At 26.3% G+C, this 23,901-nt stretch carries 28 protein-coding genes and 1 pseudogene; 13 read left to right on the top strand and 16 right to left on the bottom strand.

Going from position 1 to position 23,901, the window contains the following annotated elements; genetic code table 11:
- Positions 1–15: 15 nt before the first annotated feature.
- From CRU91_RS09045 to rseP, 6 genes are read left to right on the top strand one after another with little or no spacing between them, the layout of a single operon-like run.
- Positions 16–1,074 (top strand): quinone-dependent dihydroorotate dehydrogenase, encoded by a 1,059-nt coding sequence (locus CRU91_RS09045; protein ID WP_113894905.1) that lies wholly within the window; start codon positions 16–18, stop codon positions 1,072–1,074.
- Positions 1,075–1,124: 50 nt separating this feature from the next.
- Positions 1,125–2,390 carry a M16 family metallopeptidase gene (locus CRU91_RS09040; RefSeq protein WP_371317927.1) on the top strand — a complete coding sequence of 422 codons (1,266 nt, stop codon included), beginning with the start codon at positions 1,125–1,127 and terminating at the stop codon, positions 2,388–2,390.
- A gap of 9 nt (positions 2,391–2,399) precedes the next feature.
- Complete coding sequence (dapA, locus tag CRU91_RS09035; protein WP_113894903.1) at positions 2,400–3,287, top strand: 4-hydroxy-tetrahydrodipicolinate synthase; 888 nt, start codon at positions 2,400–2,402, stop codon at positions 3,285–3,287.
- Positions 3,287–4,066 carry an enoyl-ACP reductase gene (locus CRU91_RS09030; protein ID WP_113894902.1) on the top strand — a complete coding sequence of 260 codons (780 nt, stop codon included), beginning with the start codon at positions 3,287–3,289 and terminating at the stop codon, positions 4,064–4,066. Before dapA ends, CRU91_RS09030 begins: the two co-directional genes overlap by 1 nt.
- A complete protein-coding gene (pgsA, locus tag CRU91_RS09025; protein WP_222718442.1) occupies positions 4,066–4,608 on the top strand; it encodes a CDP-diacylglycerol--glycerol-3-phosphate 3-phosphatidyltransferase in 543 nt (180 codons plus the stop codon). Before CRU91_RS09030 ends, pgsA begins: the two co-directional genes overlap by 1 nt.
- Before the next feature lie 9 nt (positions 4,609–4,617).
- Positions 4,618–5,676: an RIP metalloprotease RseP gene (rseP, locus tag CRU91_RS09020; protein ID WP_113894900.1), complete on the top strand. Its 1,059-nt coding sequence runs from the start codon at positions 4,618–4,620 to the stop codon at positions 5,674–5,676.
- Positions 5,677–5,740: 64 nt separating this feature from the next.
- Here rseP and CRU91_RS09015 read toward each other — a convergent pair whose 3' ends face one another.
- Both CRU91_RS09015 and pyrC read right to left on the bottom strand, forming a co-directional pair.
- Entirely contained in the window at positions 5,741–6,127 is a 387-nt protein-coding gene (locus tag CRU91_RS09015; RefSeq protein WP_113894899.1) for a nuclear transport factor 2 family protein, read from the bottom strand.
- Positions 6,128–6,158: 31 nt separating this feature from the next.
- Complete coding sequence (gene pyrC, locus CRU91_RS09010; protein WP_113894898.1) at positions 6,159–7,172, bottom strand: dihydroorotase; 1,014 nt, start codon at positions 7,170–7,172, stop codon at positions 6,159–6,161.
- 125 nt (positions 7,173–7,297) lie between these two features.
- Here pyrC and hisI point away from each other — a divergent pair.
- The 6 genes and pseudogenes from hisI to CRU91_RS08985 all read left to right on the top strand — a co-directional run.
- A pseudogene (gene hisI, locus CRU91_RS12400) lies at positions 7,298–7,621 on the top strand (phosphoribosyl-AMP cyclohydrolase); the annotation flags it as partial.
- Between the two features lie 9 nt (positions 7,622–7,630).
- On the top strand, positions 7,631–8,200 hold the full coding sequence (gene ribA / locus CRU91_RS09005; RefSeq protein ID WP_235826990.1) for a GTP cyclohydrolase II: 570 nt from the start codon (positions 7,631–7,633) through the stop codon (positions 8,198–8,200).
- Positions 8,201–8,229: 29 nt separating this feature from the next.
- Positions 8,230–8,682, top strand: a complete 453-nt coding sequence (locus CRU91_RS09000; protein WP_113894896.1) for an FKBP-type peptidyl-prolyl cis-trans isomerase — start codon at positions 8,230–8,232, stop codon at positions 8,680–8,682.
- Between the two features lie 84 nt (positions 8,683–8,766).
- The gene (locus CRU91_RS08995; RefSeq protein WP_113894895.1) at positions 8,767–9,447 is read left to right on the top strand and encodes a YggS family pyridoxal phosphate-dependent enzyme; all 681 of its coding nucleotides are present in this window, start codon (positions 8,767–8,769) and stop codon (positions 9,445–9,447) included.
- Between the two features lie 111 nt (positions 9,448–9,558).
- Complete coding sequence (locus CRU91_RS08990; protein WP_113894894.1) at positions 9,559–10,959, top strand: methyl-accepting chemotaxis protein; 1,401 nt, start codon at positions 9,559–9,561, stop codon at positions 10,957–10,959.
- 14 nt (positions 10,960–10,973) lie between these two features.
- The gene (locus CRU91_RS08985) at positions 10,974–11,369 is read left to right on the top strand and encodes a PAS domain-containing protein (RefSeq protein WP_113894893.1); all 396 of its coding nucleotides are present in this window, start codon (positions 10,974–10,976) and stop codon (positions 11,367–11,369) included.
- A gap of 21 nt (positions 11,370–11,390) precedes the next feature.
- Here the strand turns inward: CRU91_RS08985 and CRU91_RS08980 are convergent, their stop codons facing one another.
- From CRU91_RS08980 to CRU91_RS08965, 4 genes are read right to left on the bottom strand one after another with little or no spacing between them, the layout of a single operon-like run.
- Positions 11,391–11,729, bottom strand: coding sequence for a hypothetical protein (locus CRU91_RS08980; protein ID WP_113894892.1), 339 nt, complete (start codon positions 11,727–11,729; stop codon positions 11,391–11,393).
- Positions 11,723–12,853, bottom strand: a complete 1,131-nt coding sequence (locus tag CRU91_RS08975) for a sensor histidine kinase (RefSeq protein WP_235826988.1) — start codon at positions 12,851–12,853, stop codon at positions 11,723–11,725. The genes CRU91_RS08980 and CRU91_RS08975 overlap by 7 nt, the downstream gene beginning before the upstream one ends.
- Before the next feature lie 13 nt (positions 12,854–12,866).
- Positions 12,867–13,535, bottom strand: a complete 669-nt coding sequence (locus CRU91_RS08970; RefSeq protein WP_113894890.1) for a response regulator transcription factor — start codon at positions 13,533–13,535, stop codon at positions 12,867–12,869.
- Positions 13,525–13,767, bottom strand: coding sequence for a DUF1104 domain-containing protein (locus CRU91_RS08965; protein ID WP_113894889.1), 243 nt, complete (start codon positions 13,765–13,767; stop codon positions 13,525–13,527). Before CRU91_RS08965 ends, CRU91_RS08970 begins: the two co-directional genes overlap by 11 nt.
- Positions 13,768–13,852: 85 nt before the next feature.
- On the opposite strand from CRU91_RS08965, the gene CRU91_RS08960 reads away from it, so the two are divergent.
- A complete protein-coding gene (locus CRU91_RS08960) occupies positions 13,853–15,622 on the top strand; it encodes an ABC transporter ATP-binding protein (RefSeq protein WP_113894888.1) in 1,770 nt (589 codons plus the stop codon).
- Here CRU91_RS08960 and CRU91_RS08955 read toward each other — a convergent pair.
- From CRU91_RS08955 to CRU91_RS08910, 10 genes are all read right to left on the bottom strand, one after another.
- A complete protein-coding gene (locus tag CRU91_RS08955; protein ID WP_113894887.1) occupies positions 15,607–16,962 on the bottom strand; it encodes a cryptochrome/photolyase family protein in 1,356 nt (451 codons plus the stop codon). The genes CRU91_RS08960 and CRU91_RS08955 overlap by 16 nt on opposite strands.
- Positions 16,959–17,810, bottom strand: coding sequence for a TIGR01777 family oxidoreductase (locus tag CRU91_RS08950; RefSeq protein ID WP_113894886.1), 852 nt, complete (start codon positions 17,808–17,810; stop codon positions 16,959–16,961). Before CRU91_RS08950 ends, CRU91_RS08955 begins: the two co-directional genes overlap by 4 nt.
- An 11-nt stretch (positions 17,811–17,821) precedes the next feature.
- Entirely contained in the window at positions 17,822–18,343 is a 522-nt protein-coding gene (locus CRU91_RS08945) for a lipocalin family protein (protein ID WP_113894885.1), read from the bottom strand.
- An 89-nt stretch (positions 18,344–18,432) separates the two neighbouring features.
- Positions 18,433–19,140: a LytR/AlgR family response regulator transcription factor gene (locus CRU91_RS08940; RefSeq protein WP_113894884.1), complete on the bottom strand. Its 708-nt coding sequence runs from the start codon at positions 19,138–19,140 to the stop codon at positions 18,433–18,435.
- Positions 19,140–20,132: a sensor histidine kinase gene (locus CRU91_RS08935; RefSeq protein WP_113894883.1), complete on the bottom strand. Its 993-nt coding sequence runs from the start codon at positions 20,130–20,132 to the stop codon at positions 19,140–19,142. The genes CRU91_RS08940 and CRU91_RS08935 overlap by 1 nt, the downstream gene beginning before the upstream one ends.
- Before the next feature lie 24 nt (positions 20,133–20,156).
- On the bottom strand, positions 20,157–21,569 hold the full coding sequence (locus CRU91_RS08930; protein ID WP_113894882.1) for an NAD(P)-binding protein: 1,413 nt from the start codon (positions 21,567–21,569) through the stop codon (positions 20,157–20,159).
- Positions 21,566–22,519 carry a DUF523 and DUF1722 domain-containing protein gene (locus CRU91_RS08925; RefSeq protein WP_113894881.1) on the bottom strand — a complete coding sequence of 318 codons (954 nt, stop codon included), beginning with the start codon at positions 22,517–22,519 and terminating at the stop codon, positions 21,566–21,568. The genes CRU91_RS08930 and CRU91_RS08925 overlap by 4 nt, the downstream gene beginning before the upstream one ends.
- Before the next feature lie 86 nt (positions 22,520–22,605).
- Positions 22,606–23,112: an ATP-binding cassette domain-containing protein gene (locus CRU91_RS08920; protein WP_113894880.1), complete on the bottom strand. Its 507-nt coding sequence runs from the start codon at positions 23,110–23,112 to the stop codon at positions 22,606–22,608.
- Between the two features lie 124 nt (positions 23,113–23,236).
- Entirely contained in the window at positions 23,237–23,650 is a 414-nt protein-coding gene (locus CRU91_RS08915) for a VOC family protein (RefSeq protein WP_113894879.1), read from the bottom strand.
- A 1-nt stretch (position 23,651) separates the two neighbouring features.
- Positions 23,652–23,888, bottom strand: a complete 237-nt coding sequence (locus tag CRU91_RS08910; RefSeq protein WP_113894878.1) for a helix-hairpin-helix domain-containing protein — start codon at positions 23,886–23,888, stop codon at positions 23,652–23,654.
- Between the last annotated feature and the right edge of the window lie 13 nt (positions 23,889–23,901).

The raw sequence follows: 23,901 nt of genomic DNA, 5'->3' as shown, positions 1-23,901 counted from the left end.
TACAAAGGAAAGATTTTGTTTAGCTATGAAACACTAAAAAAAATACTATTTTTATTTGACCCAGAAAAAGCTCATCATATTGCAGAATGTGGTTTAAAGACAGTTGGCTCTTGCAAGATTTTAAAATCTTATATGGAGAAAAAAAACTATATTAATGATGAAAAACTTCATCAAGAAATTTTTGGTTTAAAATTTGAAAATCCAGTAGGACTTGCAGCTGGTTTTGATAAAAATGCAACAATGATAAAAGCTATGAAAAGTATGGGATTTGGTTTTACTGAAATTGGGACAATGACACCAATGCCACAAGATGGAAATCCAAAACCAAGAATGTTTAGATATCCTGAACAAAAATCTGTTCAAAATGCAATGGGATTTAATAATTTAGGTTCTCATGCTGTTTTAAAAAATTTGAAAAAAGTTTATCCTTTTTCTATCCCAATTGGTGTAAATATTGGTAAAAACAAAAATACACCTGAAGAGTTTGCATTAAGTGATTACAAAAGTTTAATTAAAAAATTTGAAAAATATAATGACTATTTGGTTATAAATATATCTAGTCCAAATACTCCAAATTTAAGAGATTTACAAAATGAAAAATTTATAAGTGAACTTTTCACTATGGCAAAAACTTTAACATCTAAACCAATTTTATTAAAAATTGCTCCTGATATGGAAGCAAATCAGGCAATTGAGCTATGTAAAACTGCAATTTCAAATGGAGCAGCTGGAATAATAGCTACAAATACAACTATTGATTATAGTTTAGTTCCAAATTGTAAAGATTTTGGTGGATTAAGTGGTGCTTGTTTAACACAGAAATCTTCTAAACTTTTTAAAGAAATTGCACGTGAATTATTTGGAAAAGCTATTTTAATAAGTGTTGGTGGAATTTCAAATGGCAAACAAGCATATGAAAGAATAAAAGACGGTGCATCTTTAGTTCAAGTTTATTCTGGACTTGTGTTTGAAGGACCTTCAATGGTAAGAAAAATAAATCAAGAGATTTTAGAACTTTTAAAAGAAGATGGTTTTGAAACAGTTAGTGAAGCAATTGGAGCAAATTTAAGATAATGAATTTTGTTTTTAAATTTTTTATATTTTTTATTTTTATGGGAGAATTAATGAGTGCAAATAGTTTGCCAAAATATTACACAAAAACTTTAGAAAATGGTTTACAAATAGTAGCAATTCCAATGGAGAATGGCTCAAATGTAATTTCAACTGATGTTTTTTATAAAGTTGGAAGTAGAAATGAAGTTATGGGAAAAAGTGGAATAGCACATATGCTAGAACACCTAAACTTTAAATCTACAAAAAATCTAAAATCAGGAGAATTTGATGAAATAGTAAAAGGTTTTGGCGGAGTAAATAATGCTGGAACAAGTTTTGATTATACACACTATTTTATCAAATCATCTTCAAAAAATGCTGATAAATCTTTGGAGTTATTTGCAGAACTTATGCAAAATTTAACTCTAAAAGATGAAGAATTTCAACCAGAACGTGATGTTGTAGCTGAAGAAAGACGTTGGAGAACAGACAATAATCCAATGGGTTATCTACAATTTAGATTATTCAACAACACTTATATTTATCATCCATATCACTGGACTCCAATTGGATTTATGAGTGATATTCAAAACTGGACAATAGAAGATATAAGAGATTTTCATTCAACTTACTATCAACCAAAAAATGCGATTGTAGTTGTTGCAGGTGATATAAAAAAAGATGAAGTTTTTGAACTTGTTGAAAAACATTTTAAGAATATAAAAAATACAAAAGAGATTCCAAACGCTATTCATACTACTGAACCAAAGCAAGATGGAGAAAAAAAAGTAACTATATATAAAGATTCAGAAGTTGAAATGTTGGCTATGACTTATCATATTCCAAATTTTGAACATGAAGATCAAGTAGCTCTTTCAGCTTTATCTCAACTTCTAAGTAGTGGTAAAAGCTCTATTTTACAGAAAAACTTAGTTGATGAAAAAAGATTAGTAAATACAGTTTATGCTTATAATATGGAGTTAAAAGACCCTGGGGTATTTATGTTTTTAGCTGTTGCAAATGAAAATATTGATGCTTTAAAAATAGAAAAAGAGATTTTAGATATAATTGCAAAAATTCAAAAAGGTGAAATTTCACAAAAAGATTTAGATAAAATCAAAATAAATACAAAAGCAGATTTTATCTTCTCACTAGAAAGCTCAAGTGAAGTAGCATCTTTATACGGAACTTATCTTGTAAGAGATAATATAAAACCCCTTTTAGATTATGAAAAAAAACTTGAAAATTTAAAAGTTGAAGATATTGTTGAAGTTGCTAAAAAATATTTAGTAAAATCAAATTCAACAACTCTTATTTTAAAAAAAGAAAATAAATAAAGGAAAAGTATGGAAACAGTTATTGGTTCGATGACCGCACTTGTTACCCCATTTAAAAATGGTAAAGTAGATTTAGTAAAATATGAACAATTAATTAAAAGACAAATAGCACAAGGAATAGATGCTGTTTCTCCAGTTGGAACAACAGGAGAAAGTGCAACTTTATCACACAAAGAGCATAAAGAGTGTATTGAAGTTGCGGTTGCAACATGTAAAAATAGTGGTGTTAGAGTTGTTGCTGGTGCTGGTTCAAATGCAACTCATGAAGCATGTGATATTGCTAAATTTGCACAAGATATTGGAGCAGACGCTATTTTATCAATTGCTCCATATTACAATAAGCCAACACAAGAAGGACTATATCAACACTACAAAGCAATAGCAAATTCTGTGGATATTCCTTTTGTTTTATACAATGTTCCTGGAAGAACAGGAGTTGATTTACTTCCTGAAACGGCCATTAGACTTTTTGATGATATAGATAATATCAAAGGTATAAAAGAAGCAACTGGTTCTTTAGAAAGAGCAACTTCAATAATCTCTCAAAGAGAAGATTTTGTAGTAATTTCTGGTGATGATAGTGTAGATTTTCCAATGCTCGCAAGTGGTGCAAAAGGGATAATTTCTGTAACATCAAATCTACTTCCAAATTTAAAATCAAAACTTGTAAATAGTGCATTATCAGGAGATTTTAAAACTGCTTTAGCAATTCATAATGAACTTTATCCATTAAATAAAATTTTGTTTTGTGAGAGCAATCCAATACCAATAAAAGCAGCCATGTATTTATCTGGTCTTTTAGATAGTTTAGAATTTAGACTTCCATTAACTGCACCAAGTGCTGAAACAATGAAAAAATTAGAAAAAACTTTAGAAAAATATGAGGTAATAAAATAATGAGTAATAACATGCAAGGGAAAACTTTAGTAATTTCTGGTGGAACAAAAGGTATTGGTAAAGAGTGTGTTTATAAATTTGCAAGTAATGGTATAAATGTAGCATTTACTTACAATTCAAATGGTGAAATAGCAGAAGAAATCTGTAAAGATGTTGAAAAAGAATTTGGTGTAAAATGTAAAGCTTATCCTTTTAATATCCTAGAGCCAGAAAAATATGGTGAGCTATTTGAGGAAATAGATAAAGATTTTGATAGAGTCGATTTTTTCATCTCAAATGCTATGATTTATGGAAGAGCCGTTGTTGGTGGTTATGGTAAATTTATGAAATTAAAACCAAGAGGACTAAATAATATTTATACTGCAACAGTAAATGCTTTCGTATGTGGTGCACAACAAGCAGCAAAAAGAATGCAAAAAATTGGTGGTGGAGCAATAGTAAGTTTAAGTTCTACTGGGAATTTAGTTTATATTGAAAATTATGCAGGACATGGAACAAATAAAGCAGCTGTTGAAGCAATGGTTAGATATGCTGCAAATGAATTAGGTGAATTTAATATTAGAGTAAATGCAGTTTCAGGAGGTCCAATAGATACTGATGCACTTAAAGCATTTACAAACTATGAAGAAGTAAAAGCAAAGACTGCTGAATACTCTCCTTTAAATAGAATTGGTCAGCCAGAAGATTTAGCACAATCTTGTTATTTTTTATGTACAAGTGATGCTTCTTGGATTACTGGTCATACATTAATTGTTGATGGTGGGACAACTTTTAGATAATGAGAAAATCATTAAATCTTCCAAATACTTTAGCTCTTTTTAGAATAGCATTAGCTCCGCTAATGCTATGGTTTTTTATTGATAGAGCAAATCCTATTTTTTCATCTTGGCATATATCTTGGTTTGATTATTTTGCAGGTTTAATTTTTGTAATAGCTTCTATTACAGACTTTTTTGATGGCTTTATTGCAAGAGCTTGGAATCAAATGACAAAATTGGGTGGTATATTAGACCCACTTGCAGATAAAATGTTAGTTTTAGCTGGTTTTTTAGGACTTATGGTAATTGATAGAGCAAGTGCTTGGGCTGTATTTTTAATACTTTCAAGAGAGTTTTTTATAACTGGACTTAGAGTTGTTGCAGTTAGTGAAGGTAAAGATGTAGCTTCAACAATGGCAGGAAAAATAAAAACTGTTGTACAAATGATTGCTATTGGATTTTTAACTATGAACTGGCCTTATGCAACGTATATTTTATGGTTAGCTGTTATTTTAACTATATATTCAGGATATGAATATACAAGAGATTATTTCAAACATTAAGGGCTTTTTTTGGGAACTATAACTTTTATATTAGTTTTATCTTTTTTAGTTTTTTTTCATGAATTAGGACACTTTTTAGCTGCAAGATATTTTGGAGTAAAAGTTGAAAAGTTTTCAATAGGTTTTGGAAAAGCAATATATTCTAAATATTGGGCTGGAACAACTTGGCAATTTGCAATGATTCCTCTTGGTGGTTATGTTCAAATGAAAGGTCAAGATGATTCAAAACCAACTTTGGTTGAAACTGGTAATGATTCATACAATACTAAAAAACCTTGGCAAAGAATTGTAATTTTATTTGCAGGACCTTTTGCAAACTTTATTTTAGCTGCTATTCTTTATTTTACTATTGCACTAATGGGAGCAAACACATGGGCAGCTCAAATAGGGAATGTTCAAGAAAATTCTCCTGCTTTTTATGCTGGTTTAATGGCAAATGACGAGATAATAAGGATAAATGAATCAGAAATAAAATCTTGGGATGAAATAGGAAAAATTATCACAACAACACAGGGGACTTTACAATTTTTTGTAAAAAGAGATAATCAAATTTTAGTAAAAACAATAGCTCCGCAAATTAGTGATAGCCAAAATATATTTAATGAAAAAATTCAAAAAAGGATGATAGGAATAGCTCCTTCAGGAAAAGTAATAACACTAGAATTGACTATTCCTCAAGCTTTAGTATATGCTTATGAAAAAACTATTTTTGCTTCAACTATGATTTTTCAAGGTATTCAAAAATTGATTTCAGGGATTATTCCATCTAGTGAAATTGGTGGCGTTATAACTATTGGAAAGGTTATAAGTGATGCTAGCGAGAGTTCATTTATAGCTTTACTTACAATTACCGCTTTAATTTCTGTAAATTTAGGAGTTTTAAATCTTCTTCCAATTCCAGCACTTGATGGTGGTCATATTATGTTCAATCTTTATGAAATGATTACTAGAAAAAAACCAAGTGAACAAGTTTTTATGTTTTTAACAATTATGGGATGGATAATTTTAGGATGTTTGATGATTCTTGGAATTTACAATGATATTAATAGAATATTCTTGAATGGATAATAAAATTTCTTAAAATTATCTATACTTTTTTATGATTTTTTAGAAAAAAGTATGGAAAAATCAATTATAACATTCTAGGAATTTGGGATGAATGGTGATGTAAAATTGGATTTGGTTTTGAAAGATCTATTACATAACTAAATCTAGCTTCAAAATTTAGTAATTCTCCATCAACTGCAAAACGCCAATTATAAATTCCACTTAATGAAAAGATTTGATTTTGCAACTCTTGTTGAATTAATGTTTTTTCATGTAGAGCAATACTTAAATCTTCTCGACCAGCAAGTTTTTCAAAATAATTTCTTAACTTATCAGGTGTATTTAATAGTCTATTTGAAAATGTTGGTATTAAAACAGCATCTTTATCATATAAACTAAGTAGTTTTTCAACATTACCACTATTAACTGATTGCATCCATTGTTCTAAAATATCTTTAGGGTTTTTTATCATTATTTTTCCTTTATATTTAAATTAAAATTATTTATTCAATACTCCAAAGCAAAGTTTTACCAGCAAACATTGGAACTACTTGTTCATTTTCAAAAGTATAAATTTCTGGAACTATAAAATCTTTTTTGATTAAATTAACTTGTTTTTTAATAGGTGCTAGATTATAAATTCTTTGTGCATTTAAACTTACAAAACTATTTAAATTATCCAATTTTTCATACTTTTCAAATAGTTCCGTTAAAACTTGTAATGCAATTGGTGAAGAGAAAATACCTGCTGCACCATCTGCTGCTTCTTTGTTATTTTTTGGATGTGGTGCAGAATCTGAACCAAACATTATTTTAGAATAAGCTTCTAATACAACTTTTAGTAAAGCTTCTCTATCTTCATATCTTTTAACTATTGGCTTACAAAATAAATGAGGATTTAATTCTCCACCAACAACATCATCAAGTGTTAAAAGAAGATGATGAATTGTAACTGTTGCATATAAGTTTTCGTATTTATATAGTAAAGTTACAGCTTCTTTAGTTGAGATATGCTCCATAATTATTTTAAGATTTGGGAAATTTATCGCTAAAGATTCATAAATAGGTAAAAACTCTTTTTCTCTATCCATCACAAAACCTTTTGTTTCACCATGAACACATAAAGGAATATTAAGTTTTTCCATAGATTGTAAAGTTGGTCTTAAAAGTTCAACATCCATTGAAGCAACTCCTGTTTCGGAGTTAGTTGTAACACCAAAAGGATAGAGTTTTACTGCAATTATCTCATCTTTTATATCTTCTAAAAATGAATAAGTATAATCTACTTGAAAAAATATCGTAAGATAAGGATTAAAATCATCATCTTTACAAGCTTCTTTTATTCTTTTTTTATATTCTAAAAGAACTTCTTTTGTAGTAATTGGAGGGACAAGATTTGGCATTACAACTGCTCCTGCAAAATTTTTTGATGTTAAGGGTACTACAAGTTTTAGCATCTCATCATCTCTTAAATGGAGATGCATATCTAAAGCAGAATTTATAATAAATCTTTCCATATTAAATAATTTCCTTTTTTTATTTTGGGCATTTTAACTAAAGAGTTTTTAAATGCAACTAAGTTGCATTTAAATCTTATTTGCTAAGATTCCAAGATCGCAATAAAATCATGAAAGAGTAAATTATGAATATCGATTTTAAAAAATCTAATGGATTAGTTCCAGTTATTGCTCAAGAATATGGAACAAATGAAATATTAATGCTAGGGTATATGAACAAAGAGTCTTTTGATTTAACAATTAAAACAAAAGTTGTTCACTACTTTTCAAGAACTAAAAATAGAATATGGAAAAAAGGAGAAAGTAGTGGACATATACAAAAACTTATTGATTTAAGAGTTGATTGTGATGAGGATACAATTCTTGTAATAGTTGAACAAGTTGGAAATACAGCTTGTCATACTGGAGCAAAATCTTGTTTTTTTAGGTCATATTTAAACAAAGAAAATGAAAAAACAATTATTTCTTCTGAAATTGCAAATCTTCCTTCAAAATATGGAAATTTTTTAATAAAAGCTTATAAAGATTGTTGCCAAGAACATCTTGCAATTATGAGTAAAGATTTTAAAGATATTGAAGTACCACTTGTTAGAGTTCATAGTGAGTGTTTAACTGGAGATGCAATTGGTAGTTTAAAATGTGATTGTAACAATCAGCTGAATTTAGCATTGGAACTTATTTCAAAAGAAGGTGGTTTAGTTGTTTACCATAGACAAGAAGGAAGAAATATAGGTTTAGTAAATAAAGTAAATGCTTATAATCTTCAAGACCAAGGATATAACACAGTTGAAGCAAATCTAAAACTAGGTTTTAAAGAAGATGAGAGAAATTATATTGCAGTTGAATATATCTTAAAAGATTTAGGAGTAAAAAAAATGAAACTTATTACAAATAACCCAAGAAAAATTAACTTTTTTGAAAATAGTGGGATAGAAATTGTTGAAAGGATTCCTGCAATTACTAAAATAAATAAATTTAACAAAAATTATTTACAAACAAAAAAAGAGCAAATGGGGCATATCTTATAACTTAATTTAATAAACAAGAAGGATTATTATTGACTAGAATTAAAAAAAACACACTGGTGGTGTTAAATATAATACTAAAAAATGACAAAGGTGATATTATTGTTGATAAAGAAGAACTTACATATCTTCACGGAGGTTATAATCAAATCTTTCCTAAACTTGAGCAAAAACTCGAAAATAAAGCAATAGGAGATGTTTTTGAACTTATACTAACTCCAGCTGAAGCATTTGGAGAAATAGATGATTCATTGATTGTAAAGGAATTATTAGAAAATTTACCAAAAGAAATATCTATAGGATTAGAACTCGATGGAGAAAATGGTATGATTTATATTGTAGAAAATATAGAACAAGAATATGCTATATTGAATGCTAATCATGAATTAGCAGGTATAACATTGCTTGCAAGTGGAGAGATTTTAGAAGTAAAACATCTTTCAGATAAAGTAGTAAAGGAGCTGTTAAAAGAAGAAAAACATTAAAAAATAAACTTAAAATTTATGTTATCTCTAATTATATGTTAGATAGTATTTCAAAAAATAGAATATTCTTAATTTAGGTAAAAAATGGATAAAAAAACGGCAACAAAAAATTTAGATAATTTAATAACTAAAGTTGAAGGGGCAAGATTAAAAATATCTGAGCACCATATTGTAAAAATTATTGGTATTTCAAAATATTCTACAACACAAGATATAAGAATACTTTATGAAGCAGGACAAAGAGCTTTTGGAGAAAACAAAGTTCAAGATTTAAAACAAAAAAGTGAAGAGTTAGACGAACTTCCTATCGAATGGCATTTTGTAGGAACTTTACAAAAAAACAAAATCAATAATCTTATAGATTTAAATCCAACTTTAATACACTCTTTAGACTCTTTAGATTTAGCTCAAGAGTTAAATAAAAAATTAGTACTAAAGAATAAAAAACTATCAGCCCTACTTCAAATAAATTCTGCAAATGAAGATACAAAATCAGGAGTTGAAGTAAAAGATGCAGTAAAAATATATAAAGAGATTTTGGAAAATTGCCCAAATATCATCTTAAAAGGTGTTATGTGTATTGGAGCAAATTCAACTGATACAAAACTTATAAAAGAATCATTTAATATTACAAAAAAAATCTTCGATGAATTAGTTCCTTTTGGAGCAAAATATTGTTCTATGGGGATGAGTAGCGATTTTGAATTAGCAATTGCATGTGGTTCTAATATGATTAGAGTTGGTTCAACTTTATTTAAAAAATGACACTTACAATGAATTGCAACAACTTAAATAATTATTTATAAAGTGTTTATATAAATTAAATAATTTTTGTGATATTATTCCGAAATTACTTTATAACATTAAGGCCATAGAATGTTTCCCAATTTACATACAAAAAAAAGATTCCTTTTAAATATGATTCTTGCTCAATTAGGTTTCACTATTATAAGTGTTGTTGCTATTTTAAGTGATCATACTATTACTTCTATAATAGTAGTAAATGTGATTTTTGCACTTATCGTTGGATATATTAGTTACAATTCTATGAAAAGAGTTGTTGGAGGGATCAATAGAATAAAAGAATATATTGAAGATTTAATGGACTTTGTATTTTTTAGAACAAATCATATTAGAAAAGCAGAATATATAAAAGATGATGATATTGGTGATATTTTAAGAGAACTAAATCAGTATTTTGATAAGTATGATAAAATGAGAAAAGATGATATGCATGTACTTGGGGAAATGGTTATTGCTTTGGATAAAGTAGCACAGGGTATATATGCAACTCAAATTCACTCTAATACAAATAACTTTATGGTACATACCTTAAAAAACATTGTAAACAATATGTTAAAAAGATCAAATCAAAATATGACAGATTTAGTTGAAATTGTTGGACTTTATGCTGAACACGATTATAGAAAATCAGTAAATATTAATCCTATTCTCAAAGGTGAAATGAAACTTGCAATGGAACAAATTAATCAACTTGGTGTTGAATTAAATAACAATGCGAAATTAAACCTTACTAATGGGAATCTCTTAGAGAAGAATTCTTTAATTATGAATAAGAGTGTTGAAAGTTTGGCTTCAAAAGCAAATTCTCAAGCAGCCTCTTTAGAAGAAACAGCTGCTGCACTTGAAGAAATCACTTCAATTACAAAAAATAATACTCAAAATGCTTTCAAAATGGCAAATTTAAGTAAAGATGTAAAAAACTCTGTAATTTTGGGTGAAAATCTAGCAAATAAAACTGCTCTTTCTATGGATGAAATCAACTCTAAAGTTGAATCTATTAATGAAGCCATTGAAGTAATAGATCAAATAGCTTTTCAAACAAATATTTTATCTCTTAATGCAGCTGTTGAAGCAGCAACAGCTGGAGAAGCTGGAAAAGGATTTGCTGTTGTTGCTCAAGAAGTAAGAAACTTAGCAGGTAGAAGTGCTCAAGCTGCAAAAGAAATAAAAGATTTAGTTGAAAATGCAACTTCTAAAACAAATGAAGGTAAAAAGATATCTGATGAAATGAGAGATGGATATAACAATTTAAATAGCTTAATTGGTGAAACAATAACTATTATTCAAGATGTTAGTCAGGCTTCAAATGAACAGTTAAAAGGAATCGAACAGATTAATGATACTGTTTCTATATTGGATAGAGTAACTCAAGAAAATGCTTCTGAAGCAAATAATGTAGCATCTATAGCAAATGAAACTCTTCAAATGGCTCAAGTCCTAGTACAAGATGCTAAAACAAAAAAAATAAATTAAAGGGATTATTAAAAATGTCAAAAGAGATAATTTTAGATGAATACGCTTTCTTAGTAAGTGAGACTAATGAAAAAGGAATTATTTTATTTGCAAATGATGATTTCTGCACAATAGCTGGATATAGCGTAGATGAGTTAATAGGTCATCCACATAATATTGTAAGGCATCCTGATATGCCAAAAGCTGCATTTAAAGATTTATGGGAAACAATAAGAAAAGGGGAAGTTTGGACAGGATATGTTAAAAATGCCACAAAAGGTGGAGATTACTATTGGGTATATGCGACAATTTTCCCTACAACAACTAGTGAAGGAACAAAAGGTTTCTTATCTTGTAGAAGAAAAGCTAGTGAAGAAGAGATAGTAACATATACTAAACTATATAAAGAGTTAAAAGAAAAAGAGAAATAAGTTTAGGAAAACCCCTAAAACTTATTTTAGCTTTCCAAATAAATTGTACTCATCCCAGTAAATATCTAAAGCTTCTTTTAGCTCTTTATCACTTAACCTTGTTTTCTTTTTCAATCCAAATCTTTTTATAAGTGCTTCAGACATCAAACTTTTTTCTTTAGTAGGATTTTTTATGAATTCAAACATAGCTTTCTTAACTTCTTCTTCACTACTATATTCTAGTAAATATCTATAAAAATATTTATCTATTGTTACAGAGATTCTATTATGACAAGTTACACAGTTTCGTTCATATATATTTTTTGAGTTTGAAAATGAAAAAGTAAATATTAATATTAAAAAAAGAGTAATTCTTACCATCTTATTTTTATCCTTGTTCCAACTTCAATTTTAGATATAACATCTATTTTAAAATCATATTCTTTAGCAATCATAGATACAATATTTAACCCTATTCCAAATCCACCAACACTGGTATCAAATCTTTTATATCGTATAAATAAATTTTTTATATTATCTTTACTCATACCTTTTCCACTATCTTCAATAATTAAAATTCTATCTTTTAATGTGACTTTTATAAATCCTTGGAATTTATTGTATTTTATAGCATTTGAAAGAAGGTTATCTATTAATTTTGATAGTTTTTTTTGATCACAAATAATAAAAATATTATCTTTTATATCTAACTTAAAAGATATTTTTTTAGAACCTGCAATACTAGAAAAGAACTCTATTCTTTGCTTTAAAAGTTCACTTAAATTTAACTCTATATTATTTGAAATTATCTGATTATTTAAAGAAATAAATGTTAAATCCTCATAAATATTAGAAATAGTTTTTGCTCCAATTTCTATTCTATTTATCTTTTTAGCTAGTTTTTCATCTAAACTATTTTTATCTATCATTTGAATATTTGAAATAATTGCTGCAATAGGTGTATTCAATTCATGAGTTGTATCTTTTATAAATCTATCAAGTAGATGCAAAGCATCTCTCATTGGTTTTAAAAACATTTTTGCTATATAGTAACCAATAATCATCATAAATAAAAAGGATACGAAAAATGAACTTATCATCTTGTATTTAATATTTTCAAACCAAACATTATCATCAAGTATTTCAACAACCACATATTTACTTCCTAAATAGTAAGACTCAGGTTCATTTATAAAATGAATATAATCATCTTTTAAATAAATGACTTCATTAAAATTAATATGTTTTAGGTCTAAAGTTGAAAAAATCTCTTTTTTTGAACTATCAAAAATAGCTGAGTTAAATCTTTCATCTCGCGGATAAATTTTTGATTTATCTATATTTATATGTAGTTCTTTTAAATGTGAGATAAGATTATTTGAATAATTCTGAAGAATCTGTCTTTTTTCTTGAAGCATTAAATCTTTTTGAAATTTATAATATAAAAAAGTAATTACACCTAATATAACTAAAACTAAAAAAGAGTATAAAAGACTAAAACCCAAAAGGGTTCTAGCTTCACTCTTGGTTAAATCTATACCCGAGCTTTTTAAGGCTAACAATTTTATCTCTTCCTAAAAATTTTCTAAGATTTTTAATATAAGTTCTTAAAGAGTTATCACTGTACTCTTCATCATAATCCCAAACAAAATCATAAATCCTTTCATGTGATAAAAGTTCATTTGGATTTTGCAAAAATAGTTTTAAAAGTTTTAACTCTTTTAAATTTAATTTCACCTCTTCATCATCACATCTTAACTCATTTGAAATAGAGTTAAAAGTTACATTTGGCAAAATTTGTATAACTTCATTTTTCTTTGAAAACTCTTTTTTTATCAATGTTTGTACTCTTAAAAGTAATTCTTTTAATTCAAAAGGTTTTCTTATATAATCATCACACCCACTTAAAAAACCTTCTTCTAAAGAATCCATAGAGTTTAAAGAAGTTATAAATATGGCTGGAGTTTTTTTTCCTTCATCTCTTAACTCTTTTAAGACTTCAAAGCCTCTTTTCTTAGGAACATTTACATCAAATAAATATAAATCAAAATTCTCTTCATAAGCTTTAAAAACTGCTTCTTCACCATCAAATACACAAACTACTTCAAAGCCTTGTTCTTCAAAATACTCTTCAATAGTTTCACTTAAATTATAATCATCTTCAAGTAATAAAATTCTACTCTTCATCTTCTATTGGCTTACTTTCTGGTATTTCTTGTAATCTCTTTTCATATTGAGCCTTTTCATTAATATTCATCTTTGGAACTCTTAATTCTAACTCTTTTAGAAAAGATGCCTTGTCTTTTTCACTAACAAACCCAATAATCTCAATGAGTTCTTGAGTACTCATCTGGCTAAAGTTCTCTTTTGCAAATAAAAAGCTTGTCAATAAAACAAATAAAATAAAAAGCCTTTTCATAAATCCCCGATTTTTATTTTTATTGTAAATAAGAACTGTATAATAATTGTAGATAGATTATATCTAAAAATAGTATAATAAGATTATGAATGAACAAATATCTTTAAAATATATATATAAACTTCTTATTAGAAATAAAAAATATTTACTTATCGGACAATTTTTTACAGTAATTGCGATTTTAATAAGTGTTCCTATACCTTTACTTTTACCTCTTTTAGTCGATGAAGTTTTACTGGATAAACCAGATTTTTTTGTAAACAATATAGATAGATTTTTAGGTAGTGGTGATGCTTTTTACTACGTTGCTCTTGTTACAGTTGTAGTTATAATTTTGAGATTTTTACATTTTATTTTCAGTGTTATTACAACAAAAATATTTACAAAAATATCAAAAATAGTTATTTTTGATATAAGAAAAAGATTGTTAAATCACTTGGAAAAAGTCACTATGAATGAATATGAGTCTTTAGGAAGTGGAAAAATATCTGCAAATTTAATCACAGATGTAAATACTTTGGATAATTTCATAGTTTCAATCGCTAGTAAACTTGTAACTTCTGTTTTAACACTTATTGCAGTTGCCATTGTAATTATAAAAATAGATTTAATCTTAGGGCTTATGATACTTTTAATACAACCAACTTTAGCAATAATTTCTAAAAAAATTGCACAAAAAACAGGCGAATTAAAAAAAGAAGAAAATGCTTCAATAGAAGCTTTCCAAAGTAATATAAATGAAACTTTGGATCTATTTTCTCAAATAAAAGCAAGTAATAAAGAAAAACAATTTTTCAAAGAATCAATTTCAAAAGCAAATGCAATAAAAATAGCTTCAAATGAATACAACTATAAAAGTGTTGCTTATGAAAAGTTTTCATATACAATTTTTCTTTTTGCCTTTGAAATTTTTAGAGCAACTGGTCTTTTACTAGTAGCTTATAGTGATTTATCTATTGGTCTAATGTTCGCTATGTTTGGATATATTTGGTTTGTTATGACTCCTGTTCAAGATATCTTATCTATTCAATACTCACTTGCAAGTGCAAAAGCAGCTATTGGAAGAATAAATAAAGTATTAGATTTAGAGTGCGAAAATAATGGAAATATAAAACTAGAAAATTCACAAAAGATAGATATTTCTATACAAAACCTTTGTTTTTCGTATACAAAAGAGAAAAAGACTCTAAATAATATAAGTTTTGATATAAAATCAGGAGAAAAAGTAGCAATTATTGGAGCAAGTGGAAGTGGGAAAACTACAATTTCACAAATAATTGCTGGATTTTATGCAAAAGAGAGTGGAGATATTTTATATAACAATATAAGTATCGATAATATCGATAAACATAGCCTTAGAGAGAATATTTTTTTAGTTTTACAAATGCCAATTTTATTTAATAACACTTTAAGATTTAACATAACAATGGGGGAAGAAAATATAAGTGATGAAAAGATTTATGAAGCACTAAAAATAGCTCAACTTTTAGAAACTGTAGAAAGTATGCCTAAAAAACTTGATACTATTGTAGGTAAATTAGGAATTAGGCTCAGTGGTGGTCAAAGACAAAGATTATCTATTGCTAGAATGATAATAGCAAATCCTAGTGTTGTAATATTCGATGAATCAACTTCTGCACTTGATGTACAAACAGAAACAAATTTATTTAATGATTTAGAAGAGTTTTTAAAACATAAAACTGTTATTACAATAGCACATAGATTAAGTACCGTTAAAAATGCATCTTTTGTTTATATGCTTGATGATGGTGAGCTTGTTCAAAGTGGAATGCATGAAGAGTTAGAGAAGATAAATGGGCATTATAAACAGTTTGTAAATCAACAATTAAGTTGATTTTTTGCTCTTTTAAACTCTTCAATAGCCCTATTTCTTGAATAAGAAATCCATACTATTTGTTTTGGATAATCTAAAAATAAATTTGATTGAACTTCATTTTCTTTGTGTATTGATTTTACTGGAATATCTTTTAATTGTGTTAAAACACTTTTGATAAAAATTGCTTCTTTGTCAAATTTTTCTGATTGTAAATATGGATTAAAAATCCTAAAATAAGGAACACTATCAACTCCTGTACTTGAGGCCCATTGCCAAGAACCAATATTTGAGCTAGCTTCATAATCAAGAAGTTTCAAAGCAAAATATTTTTCTCCTTTTCTCCAATCAATAAGCAAATTTTTTGTAAGATAAGAAGATACAATCATTCGCAAACGATTGTGCATAAGTCCAGTTTGATTTAAGTATTTCATACTAGCATCTATGATAGGAACTCCCGTGTTTCCATCACACCAGTTTATAAAATCATCTTCATTTTGATTCCAATTTACTTTTATATCACTGAAGTTTTCAAATTCAGAGTGTGGGAAATGGTATAAAATATAGTTATAAAACTCTCTCCAAAATAGTTCTCTTATATAAAAATCTATCTCTTTTTGTGGTGCATTTAAACTTTTTATTTTATTAAATAATCTTCTAATTGATATAAGTCCAAATCTCAAATGAACACTTAAATTTGAACCAGCATCTAAATAAAAGTAGTCCCTATTTTCTTGATAGTTTTTAATTTTTTTTGAAAAATCTTCTATTAGTTCATCAGGATTTTTATATAAAAAATCTGGTAAATCTTGCTTATCAAATCCTAAATCTTTCAAAGTTGGTACAAAACTATAATCAAAATCTACTTTTTTTAAATTTGTCTTATTTAAAAACTCTTCAATTTTAGTAGATTGATGTAGATAATCCAAAGAATTATAAAAAGCTGTAAATACTTTGTATGGTGTTTTATCGGCTTTTAAAACATCTTTTGGATTTAAAATAAATGAATCAATATATCTTTTTAAAGGCAATATTTTCTCTATCTCTTCATCTCTTTTTTTTGCGAAACTATAAAAATCTATTGAAGTTAAAACTTCATCAAAACCATCATTTTTTAATTTTGTAAAAATATCTTTTGGATTTCCATAAAATATTGCTAAATCTAGACCTATTTTTTGTAATTTTTCTTTTAAACATAAAACACTTTGATATATAAAAGTTACTCTTTTATCATCTTTTGGAAGCTTTTCCAATATATTTTTATCAAAAATAAATATAGGTAAAACTTCATTTTGGGCATTTGAGAGTATGGCACTATCTTCAACTCTTAAATCTCTTCTAAACCATAAAATTTGTTTCATTTTACCAAACTTTTCAAAGTCTCTTCTATATTCTTATACTTAAACTCAAAGCCTAAATCTAGTAATTTTTTTGGTACTGCACTTTGTCCATCACTTAAAACTTTTGCACCTTCACTAAAAATAAGTTTCAATAAAAACTCTGGAACAGGAAAAATTGTTGGTCTATTTAAAACTTTTCCTAAAGTTTTTGTAAACTCTTCATTTGTTGTAGGAGTTGGAGCAGTTAGATTAAAAACTCCATCAAAATTATTTTCTATTACAAAATCATAAGCTCTTAGCAAATCTTCTATATGAATATACGAAAAGTGCTGTTTTCCACTTCCAATTACTCCACCAAGTCCAAGTTTAAAAGGAGTTATCATTTTTTTAAATGCCCCACCATCTTTTCCTAAAACTATTCCAAATCTAAAAATAGCTACTTTTGTAAAATCATTTTTAGCTCTTAAAGCTTCATTTTCCCAATTTTGGCAAAGATTTGATAAAAAATCATTTGAAAAAGAGCCATTTTCATCATATTTTGCTTTGTTGTCATATATTCCAACAGCTGAAGTTGATATAAATAGTTTTGGTTTTTTAGATACTCTATTTATGGATTCAACTAAACTTTTTGTAGTTTCAATCCTACTAGAAACAAGAAGTTTTTTATAACTTTCACTCCATCTATTTATGATATTTGCACCACTTAAATTTATCAAAATATCGATATTTTCTACTATTTCATCTAATTTTTGATTACCTTTTAAAATTTCTCTTTTTATTGATACTATTTTGTAGTTGTGGTTAGAAAAAAACTTAATCAAATTTTGCCCTACAAATCCACTAGCTCCTGATATTGCGATAGTTTTCATAAGTTTTCCTTTTATTCTTGTATTGTATATATAAGTTTTGATTTGTCAAAACCTAAAATTGTAATTTTTTGCAACAATTTATTTAAAATTTCATCATTCATATATTTTTCTCTTGAAATTATCCATAAATAATCTTTTGAAGGAGTACCAATAATAGCATATTTGTAATTTTCATCAAGTTCTAAAATCCAATAATCTGCATAAAAAGGTCTAAAAAAACTAACTTTTAATTTGCTATTTGTATCATCAACACTATAAGCTATCGCTTTTGCTTCTTTGTATTCATTTGTAGTTATTTTTGTGCAACTATTTAAAACATCTATTTTATTGTCATCTCTTAAAGTATAATTTGCTTTTACATTTTTACAATCTTTTTGAAAGTAGTGTTCATATCTTGCTATTTCATACCAAGAACCTATATATCTTTGTAAATCAACACTATTTACTGTTTTTAAATCACTTTGTTTTGCACTACAAGATACAAAAAATATAGATATAAATACAAGCAATAAAAAGTTAAAACTCTTTTTCATAAACTCTCCTATTTTTTGACAATTTACAATATATTAAAGTTTTTTTGTAGCCACTTTTTGTTAATTGATATAACAAATATATCTATTATTTATATTGTTTTTCTATCCAAATACTCTCTAAAATCTTTTGCACCATCTTTTGAACTTACAATAAACTCTTCTATATCATCAAAATATATCTCTAACTTAGATTGTTCTACACTTTTTACAGATTTTATCTTATCAACGTTTACAATATATGACCTATGAACTCTAAAAAAATCTCTATCTTGCAAAAGCTCTTCAATATCACTTATTTTCTTTTTTGCATAAATAAAATTATCTTTTGTTCGTATCATAATCTCATATAAATCAGCTTTTATATAAAAAATCTCATCTATTTCAACTAAATATATTTTATTTGAAACTTTTCCTAATATCTTTTTAGATATTTTTTTCTCTTCTTTATATAGATATATTTTTTCCAATATCTTTTTTACTTCCAAACTATCAATTGGCTTTAGCAAATATCCAATTCCACCTTTTTTAAAAGCATCTAAAGCATAATCTTCATAAGCTGTTTGAAATACTATAAAAGTTTTTGGTTCAATGTTTAGTATAAGTTCTGCTAGTTCCAAACCACTAAAATTTGGCATAGAAATATCTAAAAATGCTACATCAAACTTTGTTTTTGATAACTCTTTTATAGCTTCAAGTGGATTATTAAACTCAAATATATCAAAAATATTATTCTCATTTAAAACTCTTTTCAATCTTGATAATGCCAATTTTTCATCATCAACTATTAGTGCTTTCACTATTTATCCTTTAAAATTATAGAAAAAATCATAAATTTTCCATCTGTATTAAATTTTAATTCTCCAATATTCAATAAACTTAACCTATTTTTTAAGTTATTCAAACCTGTTTTAAACTCAATATTTTCACTTATTTTTCCATCATTTAAAACTTTTATATAATTATTTTCAAATTTTATATGAATATTTAAAATATCTCCTAAATAACCATGTTTTATACTATTTTCAACCAAAAGTTGTATTGAGAATTTTGGTATTTTAAAAGATTTAAACTCCTCATAATCATCTATATTCAAAATTATTTTATTGTCAAATCTTATATTTTCAATACTTACATAAGTTTGAACCATAAAAATCTCACTTTCAAGAGTGATTAAACTCTCTTTATTTATAGCATTTCTTAAAAATTTAGATAGCTGTAAAACTGCATTTTCTGCTTTTATTTTATCTATATAAATAAGCTCTGATACAGAATTTAGAGCATTAAATAAAAAGTGTGGATTTAGTTCATTTTCGAGTGATTTTAGTTTTGTGTCCAATATCTCTTTTTCAATTTCAATATTTTTATTTTTTAATGATACAAATTTATGTAAAATCAAAGCTATCAATAAAGTCAAAAATCCAATAACAACTGCGATATTAAGCCAAAAAGTTTTTATCAATAGTATTAGTTCAAAATCTACATCAAAAAATATAAAAAAACTTAAACAAAATCCAAAAAATCCAGATAAAAAAGAGAAAAATAGACTAAAAAAATACCAATATTTTTTATCTATTTCGGGAAGAAAATATCTATTTGAAATACTTATCAAAAAAACAGCAAAAATAGTTATGAAAAATGCAGTGCAAATACTAAAAATAACAGTAAAAATATTTTGTAATTTTTCATTTAAAAAATATAAAATCAAAGATTGAAAAAAGCCAAAAAAAGCTCCAATTACAATAATATTTAACCAATCTTTAAAAGATATTTGAAGTTCATTTTTTAACATCTTTAACCTTTTTTCTAATATTATCTAAATTAGGTTTGAGTTTAAGACTTTTACTCCCAAAGCAACTCCAGACCAACCTTGACCAGCAAAAACACTATCACCTATATTGTATAGATTTTTAAAAGGTGTTGTACAGCTTGGAATTTTTAAAATATTATTCAAATTTAAAGGAGATGAACCACAATTAAATCTATTTATATATCTTTTAAAAGTTTTACTTGTAGCACAAAACTCTATTTTTATATCATCTTTTTTTATATTTTGAAAATTTCTTAAAAACTCTTCTAAAATATAATTTTTTGTAAACTCTTTTTTATTTTCATACTCAATTTTTGACATTTCACTCCAAACTATTGCTTTGCTATGACAAGATATTGTAACAGAATAACCATTTTGCGACAATTTTTTATCATCTTTACTACTAAATGATACAAAAAAGCTTTTTGATACAGTATTTGGAATAATATCTTTTAAAATTATTTGGTAATGGTTTAAAAAATCTTCTTTTGAGTCTATTTTAAGATAGATTACAAAAGCACTTTGATCATAAAAACTAAATTTTTTATAGTAGTTTTTTATATCTTCATCTAAAAAAATATTGCTACATTCAAAAACAGGTATATTTAACACAACTTTTGAAGCTATATATTCATCTTTTAAAGAGATTAATCTATATGAATTTTTCTCTTTTTTTATAAATTTTATCTCTTCATTTCTTTTAAGATTTATATCTTTTAGCATATCATCAAAAAGTTTTCCCATTCCACCATTTGGATAAAAGACCTTATGAAATGGGTAAGATAAAGCAATAGCGAAAGATAAAAGTGGAATATTTTTTGAAGTAGATTGTAGAGTAATTTGAAGTTGTGCATCTATAAAATCCTCATACTCTTTTGAAATATCACCCAAAATATCCTTAATAAAACTATTTGCTGTTTTAAACATCAAAAATTTATACTCTTTAAAAAGAGTTTCGATAGTTTTTAAGGTTTTAAAATATGAATTTAAACTATGTTTTGCGAAATATATATCTTTTAAGCCCCAAAATCTTTCATCAATATCTTTTAAAGTTTGCCAAAAATATCTATTATTTTTATGATAAAAAACACTATTTAAACTATCCAAAAAATCTTCAAAATCTCTTTTCCTATCTATTGTTTTACCATTTATAATTGTTCTATATGCACAAGAACTCTCTTTTATATCAGGGATGAAACCTACACTATCAAATATATCTTTTATTATATTATTATCTTCATATCCCACAAAAGTTGTGGCTGCTGTATTGAAATAGTTTCCAAATCTCTTAAAAGTTGATGCTGTTCCACCCAAATTTTTATCTTTTTCAAACAACACAAGATTTTTATCTTTATTCATCAAGGATATTAAACTTCCACCAATTCCACTTCCAATAACTGCTAAATCAAAATTGTTCACTTAAAAGCTCCCAAATCACTTCTAAGAGCAAGTTTTGATGGATATGGATTTAGAAATTTCTGATTTTTTAAATAAGATATATCAAACCTATTTATATAAATATTAAATATTTTTATTACACTTATCAAAGGAATTACTCTATTTTTAAAATCAAATAAACTCTCTAAAATATCTGCTTTTTCCTCTTTTGTGATATGTTTTTTAAAGTATCCAAAAATATGAAGTAAGATATTAAAAGTTTTATTTAAACTAGATTTTATAGCTATTGCTTTTAAAAACTCTTTTTCATACTCAAAGTAAAGTTCTTCTATATTTTTCATTTGCTGATTTGCTACTAATTTTCCTAAAATTTTATAAGAGTTTTGAGATTTTGAATATATTAAATATTTGTATGAAGTATGAAAATCTATTAAATTTGATATTTTTTTCTCAAGCTTAAAAAAATCTTTCAAATCACCATAAGAGTAAACTTGCATCAAAAAGTTTTCTCTAAGCCAAGCATCATTTAATCTTCCCTCTTCTTCAATAGGAAGATAAGGCATCTTCTCTTTTAGCTTTTTTGCAAAAACACCAACACCATTTTTAATGCTTGTGGAATTGAAAGGTTTATAAATTTTTACTCTCTCCATTCCACAAGATGGAGAAGATGATTTTAAAATAAACCCACACAAATCATCTTTTTGTGCCTTTAAAACCATCTTTTCACAAACTTCTTCAAGTATACTTGTAACATCTTTTTGTTCTTTTGTAGATGTAACTATTTTTATTTTATCATCAATCAAAACTTGCCTAATTGCATCTCTTGGAGCTTTCCAAATAGAGTTTTCAGGACAATAAGGCAAAAGTTCAAAATAGTTTTTTAAATGAGTAAATACAAAATCATCTTTTGCAGCATGCCCATCATATCTACACATATTTCCCAATAAACAAGATGAAACTCCCAAAATCATAATAAAACCTTTTTTATTTGATTTTACAATTTAAAAAGATTATTTTGTATCTATTTTATGTTATCTTATATAAGTTATTTAATACTTTAAATAACCAAAGTAAATTTTTGAGTATTCTCTTTAGTAATACTCCACAATTTCAATTCTAGTCTTTCAATAGAATCAATATCCAAATGATTTGTAGGTTCATCAAGTAATATAACATCAATTTCTTGATATAAAGCAATTGCTATTTGTACTCTTTTTTTCTCACCATAACTTAAAGTTTCCCATCTATAAAACCACTCATCTTGGATATGAAGTAACTCTTTTAATCTAAAAGTTTTACTATTGAAAGTATAGATAAACTCTTCAAAACCATCAGGAGTTTTATCGAGATTTTGTTCGCAATAATAGACCAAATCATTTCCAACTATATTTCCAGTTTCTGGTTTGATTTTTTTTGTAATAAGTTTTAAAAGTGTTGTTTTTCCTGATCCATTATTTCCAACTATACAATTCCAAGAAAAAGGTTCAAAACTGAGATTTAAATTTGTAAAAATATCTGTATCTTGATATTTAAATGTAAGATTGTTTATTTGTAAATGTTGCATAAAATTCCTTGATTTTTGCCGTTTGAGTATCAAGGATAATTGTAATTTTTAGATTTTATCCTTGAATTAAAATAAAATATTCATTGTTTTTTCCTTTTAAATTTTATTTATTATATAGTTTTTTTCAACTATTTTTGCTTGTAAATCCTAAAATATAACCATTTATATCTTTTATATAAAACTCTTTTTTACCATACCAAGTAGTTTCGATTTCTTTATAAATAGTTACTTTGTCTTTTACTTTTAAATATAATTCATCTACCTCTTCAACTTCAATATACATAGTCAAAGAAGCTCCAATATTTTCAAAAAAGTTTCCTATATCTTCTTTTAAACTTTCTATACTTTGAAGCATTAAAGAAACATTATCTTTCTGTATCATAGCCCAAACATAGTTTAACTCTTCTTTGATTTGTGTATCAAAAATCGTTTTTGATTCATCAACTAGCATTTGTACCTCAAAATCAAAGTTTTCTTGATAAGATTTTATAGTTTCTTTTATATCTTTAACCGCTAGATTTAATGTCATTGCTTTCATTTTATTTATTCTCTTTCGCAAAAAGAATAGCATTAGAAACAGACTTTTTAGCTTGTGGAGAGTTTTTCCAACAACTACTTCCTAAAATATCTGAAACTATATCTGTTATCTCTTCTACACTACTATTTGAAAGCTTTTCTAAAGAGTCAATTCCTATTTGCTCAAATCTTTTTATAACAGTTTCACCTACAAACTTTACTTTTAAAAGTTCTGCTTTTTCTTCTTTTGAAAATGCCATATCTTATCCTTTT

The sequence above is a fragment of the Aliarcobacter vitoriensis genome (assembly GCF_003316695.1).
GTDB classification, from domain to species: domain Bacteria; phylum Campylobacterota; class Campylobacteria; order Campylobacterales; family Arcobacteraceae; genus Aliarcobacter; species Aliarcobacter vitoriensis.
This window is presented reverse-complemented; position numbering and strand designations above follow the sequence as displayed.

Bases quoted from the DNA above. Each gene is read 5' to 3' on its own strand.
- dapA (WP_113894903.1), top strand. From the start codon at position 2,400: ATGGAAACAGTTATTGGTTCGATGACCGCACTTGTTACCCCATTTAAA.
- CRU91_RS08910 (WP_113894878.1), bottom strand. From the start codon at position 23,888: ATGGCATTTTCAAAAGAAGAAAAAGCAGAACTTTTAAAAGTAAAGTTT.
- CRU91_RS08920 (WP_113894880.1), bottom strand. From the start codon at position 23,112: ATGCAACATTTACAAATAAACAATCTTACATTTAAATATCAAGATACA.
- CRU91_RS08960 (WP_113894888.1), top strand. From the start codon at position 13,853: ATGAATGAACAAATATCTTTAAAATATATATATAAACTTCTTATTAGA.
- CRU91_RS08955 (WP_113894887.1), bottom strand. From the start codon at position 16,962: ATGAAACAAATTTTATGGTTTAGAAGAGATTTAAGAGTTGAAGATAGT.
- CRU91_RS08945 (WP_113894885.1), bottom strand. From the start codon at position 18,343: ATGAAAAAGAGTTTTAACTTTTTATTGCTTGTATTTATATCTATATTT.
- CRU91_RS08915 (WP_113894879.1), bottom strand. From the start codon at position 23,650: ATGAAAGCAATGACATTAAATCTAGCGGTTAAAGATATAAAAGAAACT.
- CRU91_RS09015 (WP_113894899.1), bottom strand. From the start codon at position 6,127: ATGATAAAAAACCCTAAAGATATTTTAGAACAATGGATGCAATCAGTT.
- CRU91_RS08985 (WP_113894893.1), top strand. From the start codon at position 10,974: ATGTCAAAAGAGATAATTTTAGATGAATACGCTTTCTTAGTAAGTGAG.
- CRU91_RS09040 (WP_371317927.1), top strand. From the start codon at position 1,125: ATGAGTGCAAATAGTTTGCCAAAATATTACACAAAAACTTTAGAAAAT.
- CRU91_RS08950 (WP_113894886.1), bottom strand. From the start codon at position 17,810: ATGAAAACTATCGCAATATCAGGAGCTAGTGGATTTGTAGGGCAAAAT.
- CRU91_RS08970 (WP_113894890.1), bottom strand. From the start codon at position 13,535: ATGAAGAGTAGAATTTTATTACTTGAAGATGATTATAATTTAAGTGAA.
- CRU91_RS08935 (WP_113894883.1), bottom strand. From the start codon at position 20,132: ATGTTAAAAAATGAACTTCAAATATCTTTTAAAGATTGGTTAAATATT.
- pyrC (WP_113894898.1), bottom strand. From the start codon at position 7,172: ATGGAAAGATTTATTATAAATTCTGCTTTAGATATGCATCTCCATTTA.
- pgsA (WP_222718442.1), top strand. From the start codon at position 4,066: ATGAGAAAATCATTAAATCTTCCAAATACTTTAGCTCTTTTTAGAATA.
- CRU91_RS09030 (WP_113894902.1), top strand. From the start codon at position 3,287: ATGAGTAATAACATGCAAGGGAAAACTTTAGTAATTTCTGGTGGAACA.
- CRU91_RS08925 (WP_113894881.1), bottom strand. From the start codon at position 22,519: ATGATTTTGGGAGTTTCATCTTGTTTATTGGGAAATATGTGTAGATAT.
- CRU91_RS08990 (WP_113894894.1), top strand. From the start codon at position 9,559: ATGTTTCCCAATTTACATACAAAAAAAAGATTCCTTTTAAATATGATT.
- CRU91_RS08965 (WP_113894889.1), bottom strand. From the start codon at position 13,767: ATGAAAAGGCTTTTTATTTTATTTGTTTTATTGACAAGCTTTTTATTT.
- CRU91_RS08980 (WP_113894892.1), bottom strand. From the start codon at position 11,729: ATGGTAAGAATTACTCTTTTTTTAATATTAATATTTACTTTTTCATTT.
- CRU91_RS08995 (WP_113894895.1), top strand. From the start codon at position 8,767: ATGGATAAAAAAACGGCAACAAAAAATTTAGATAATTTAATAACTAAA.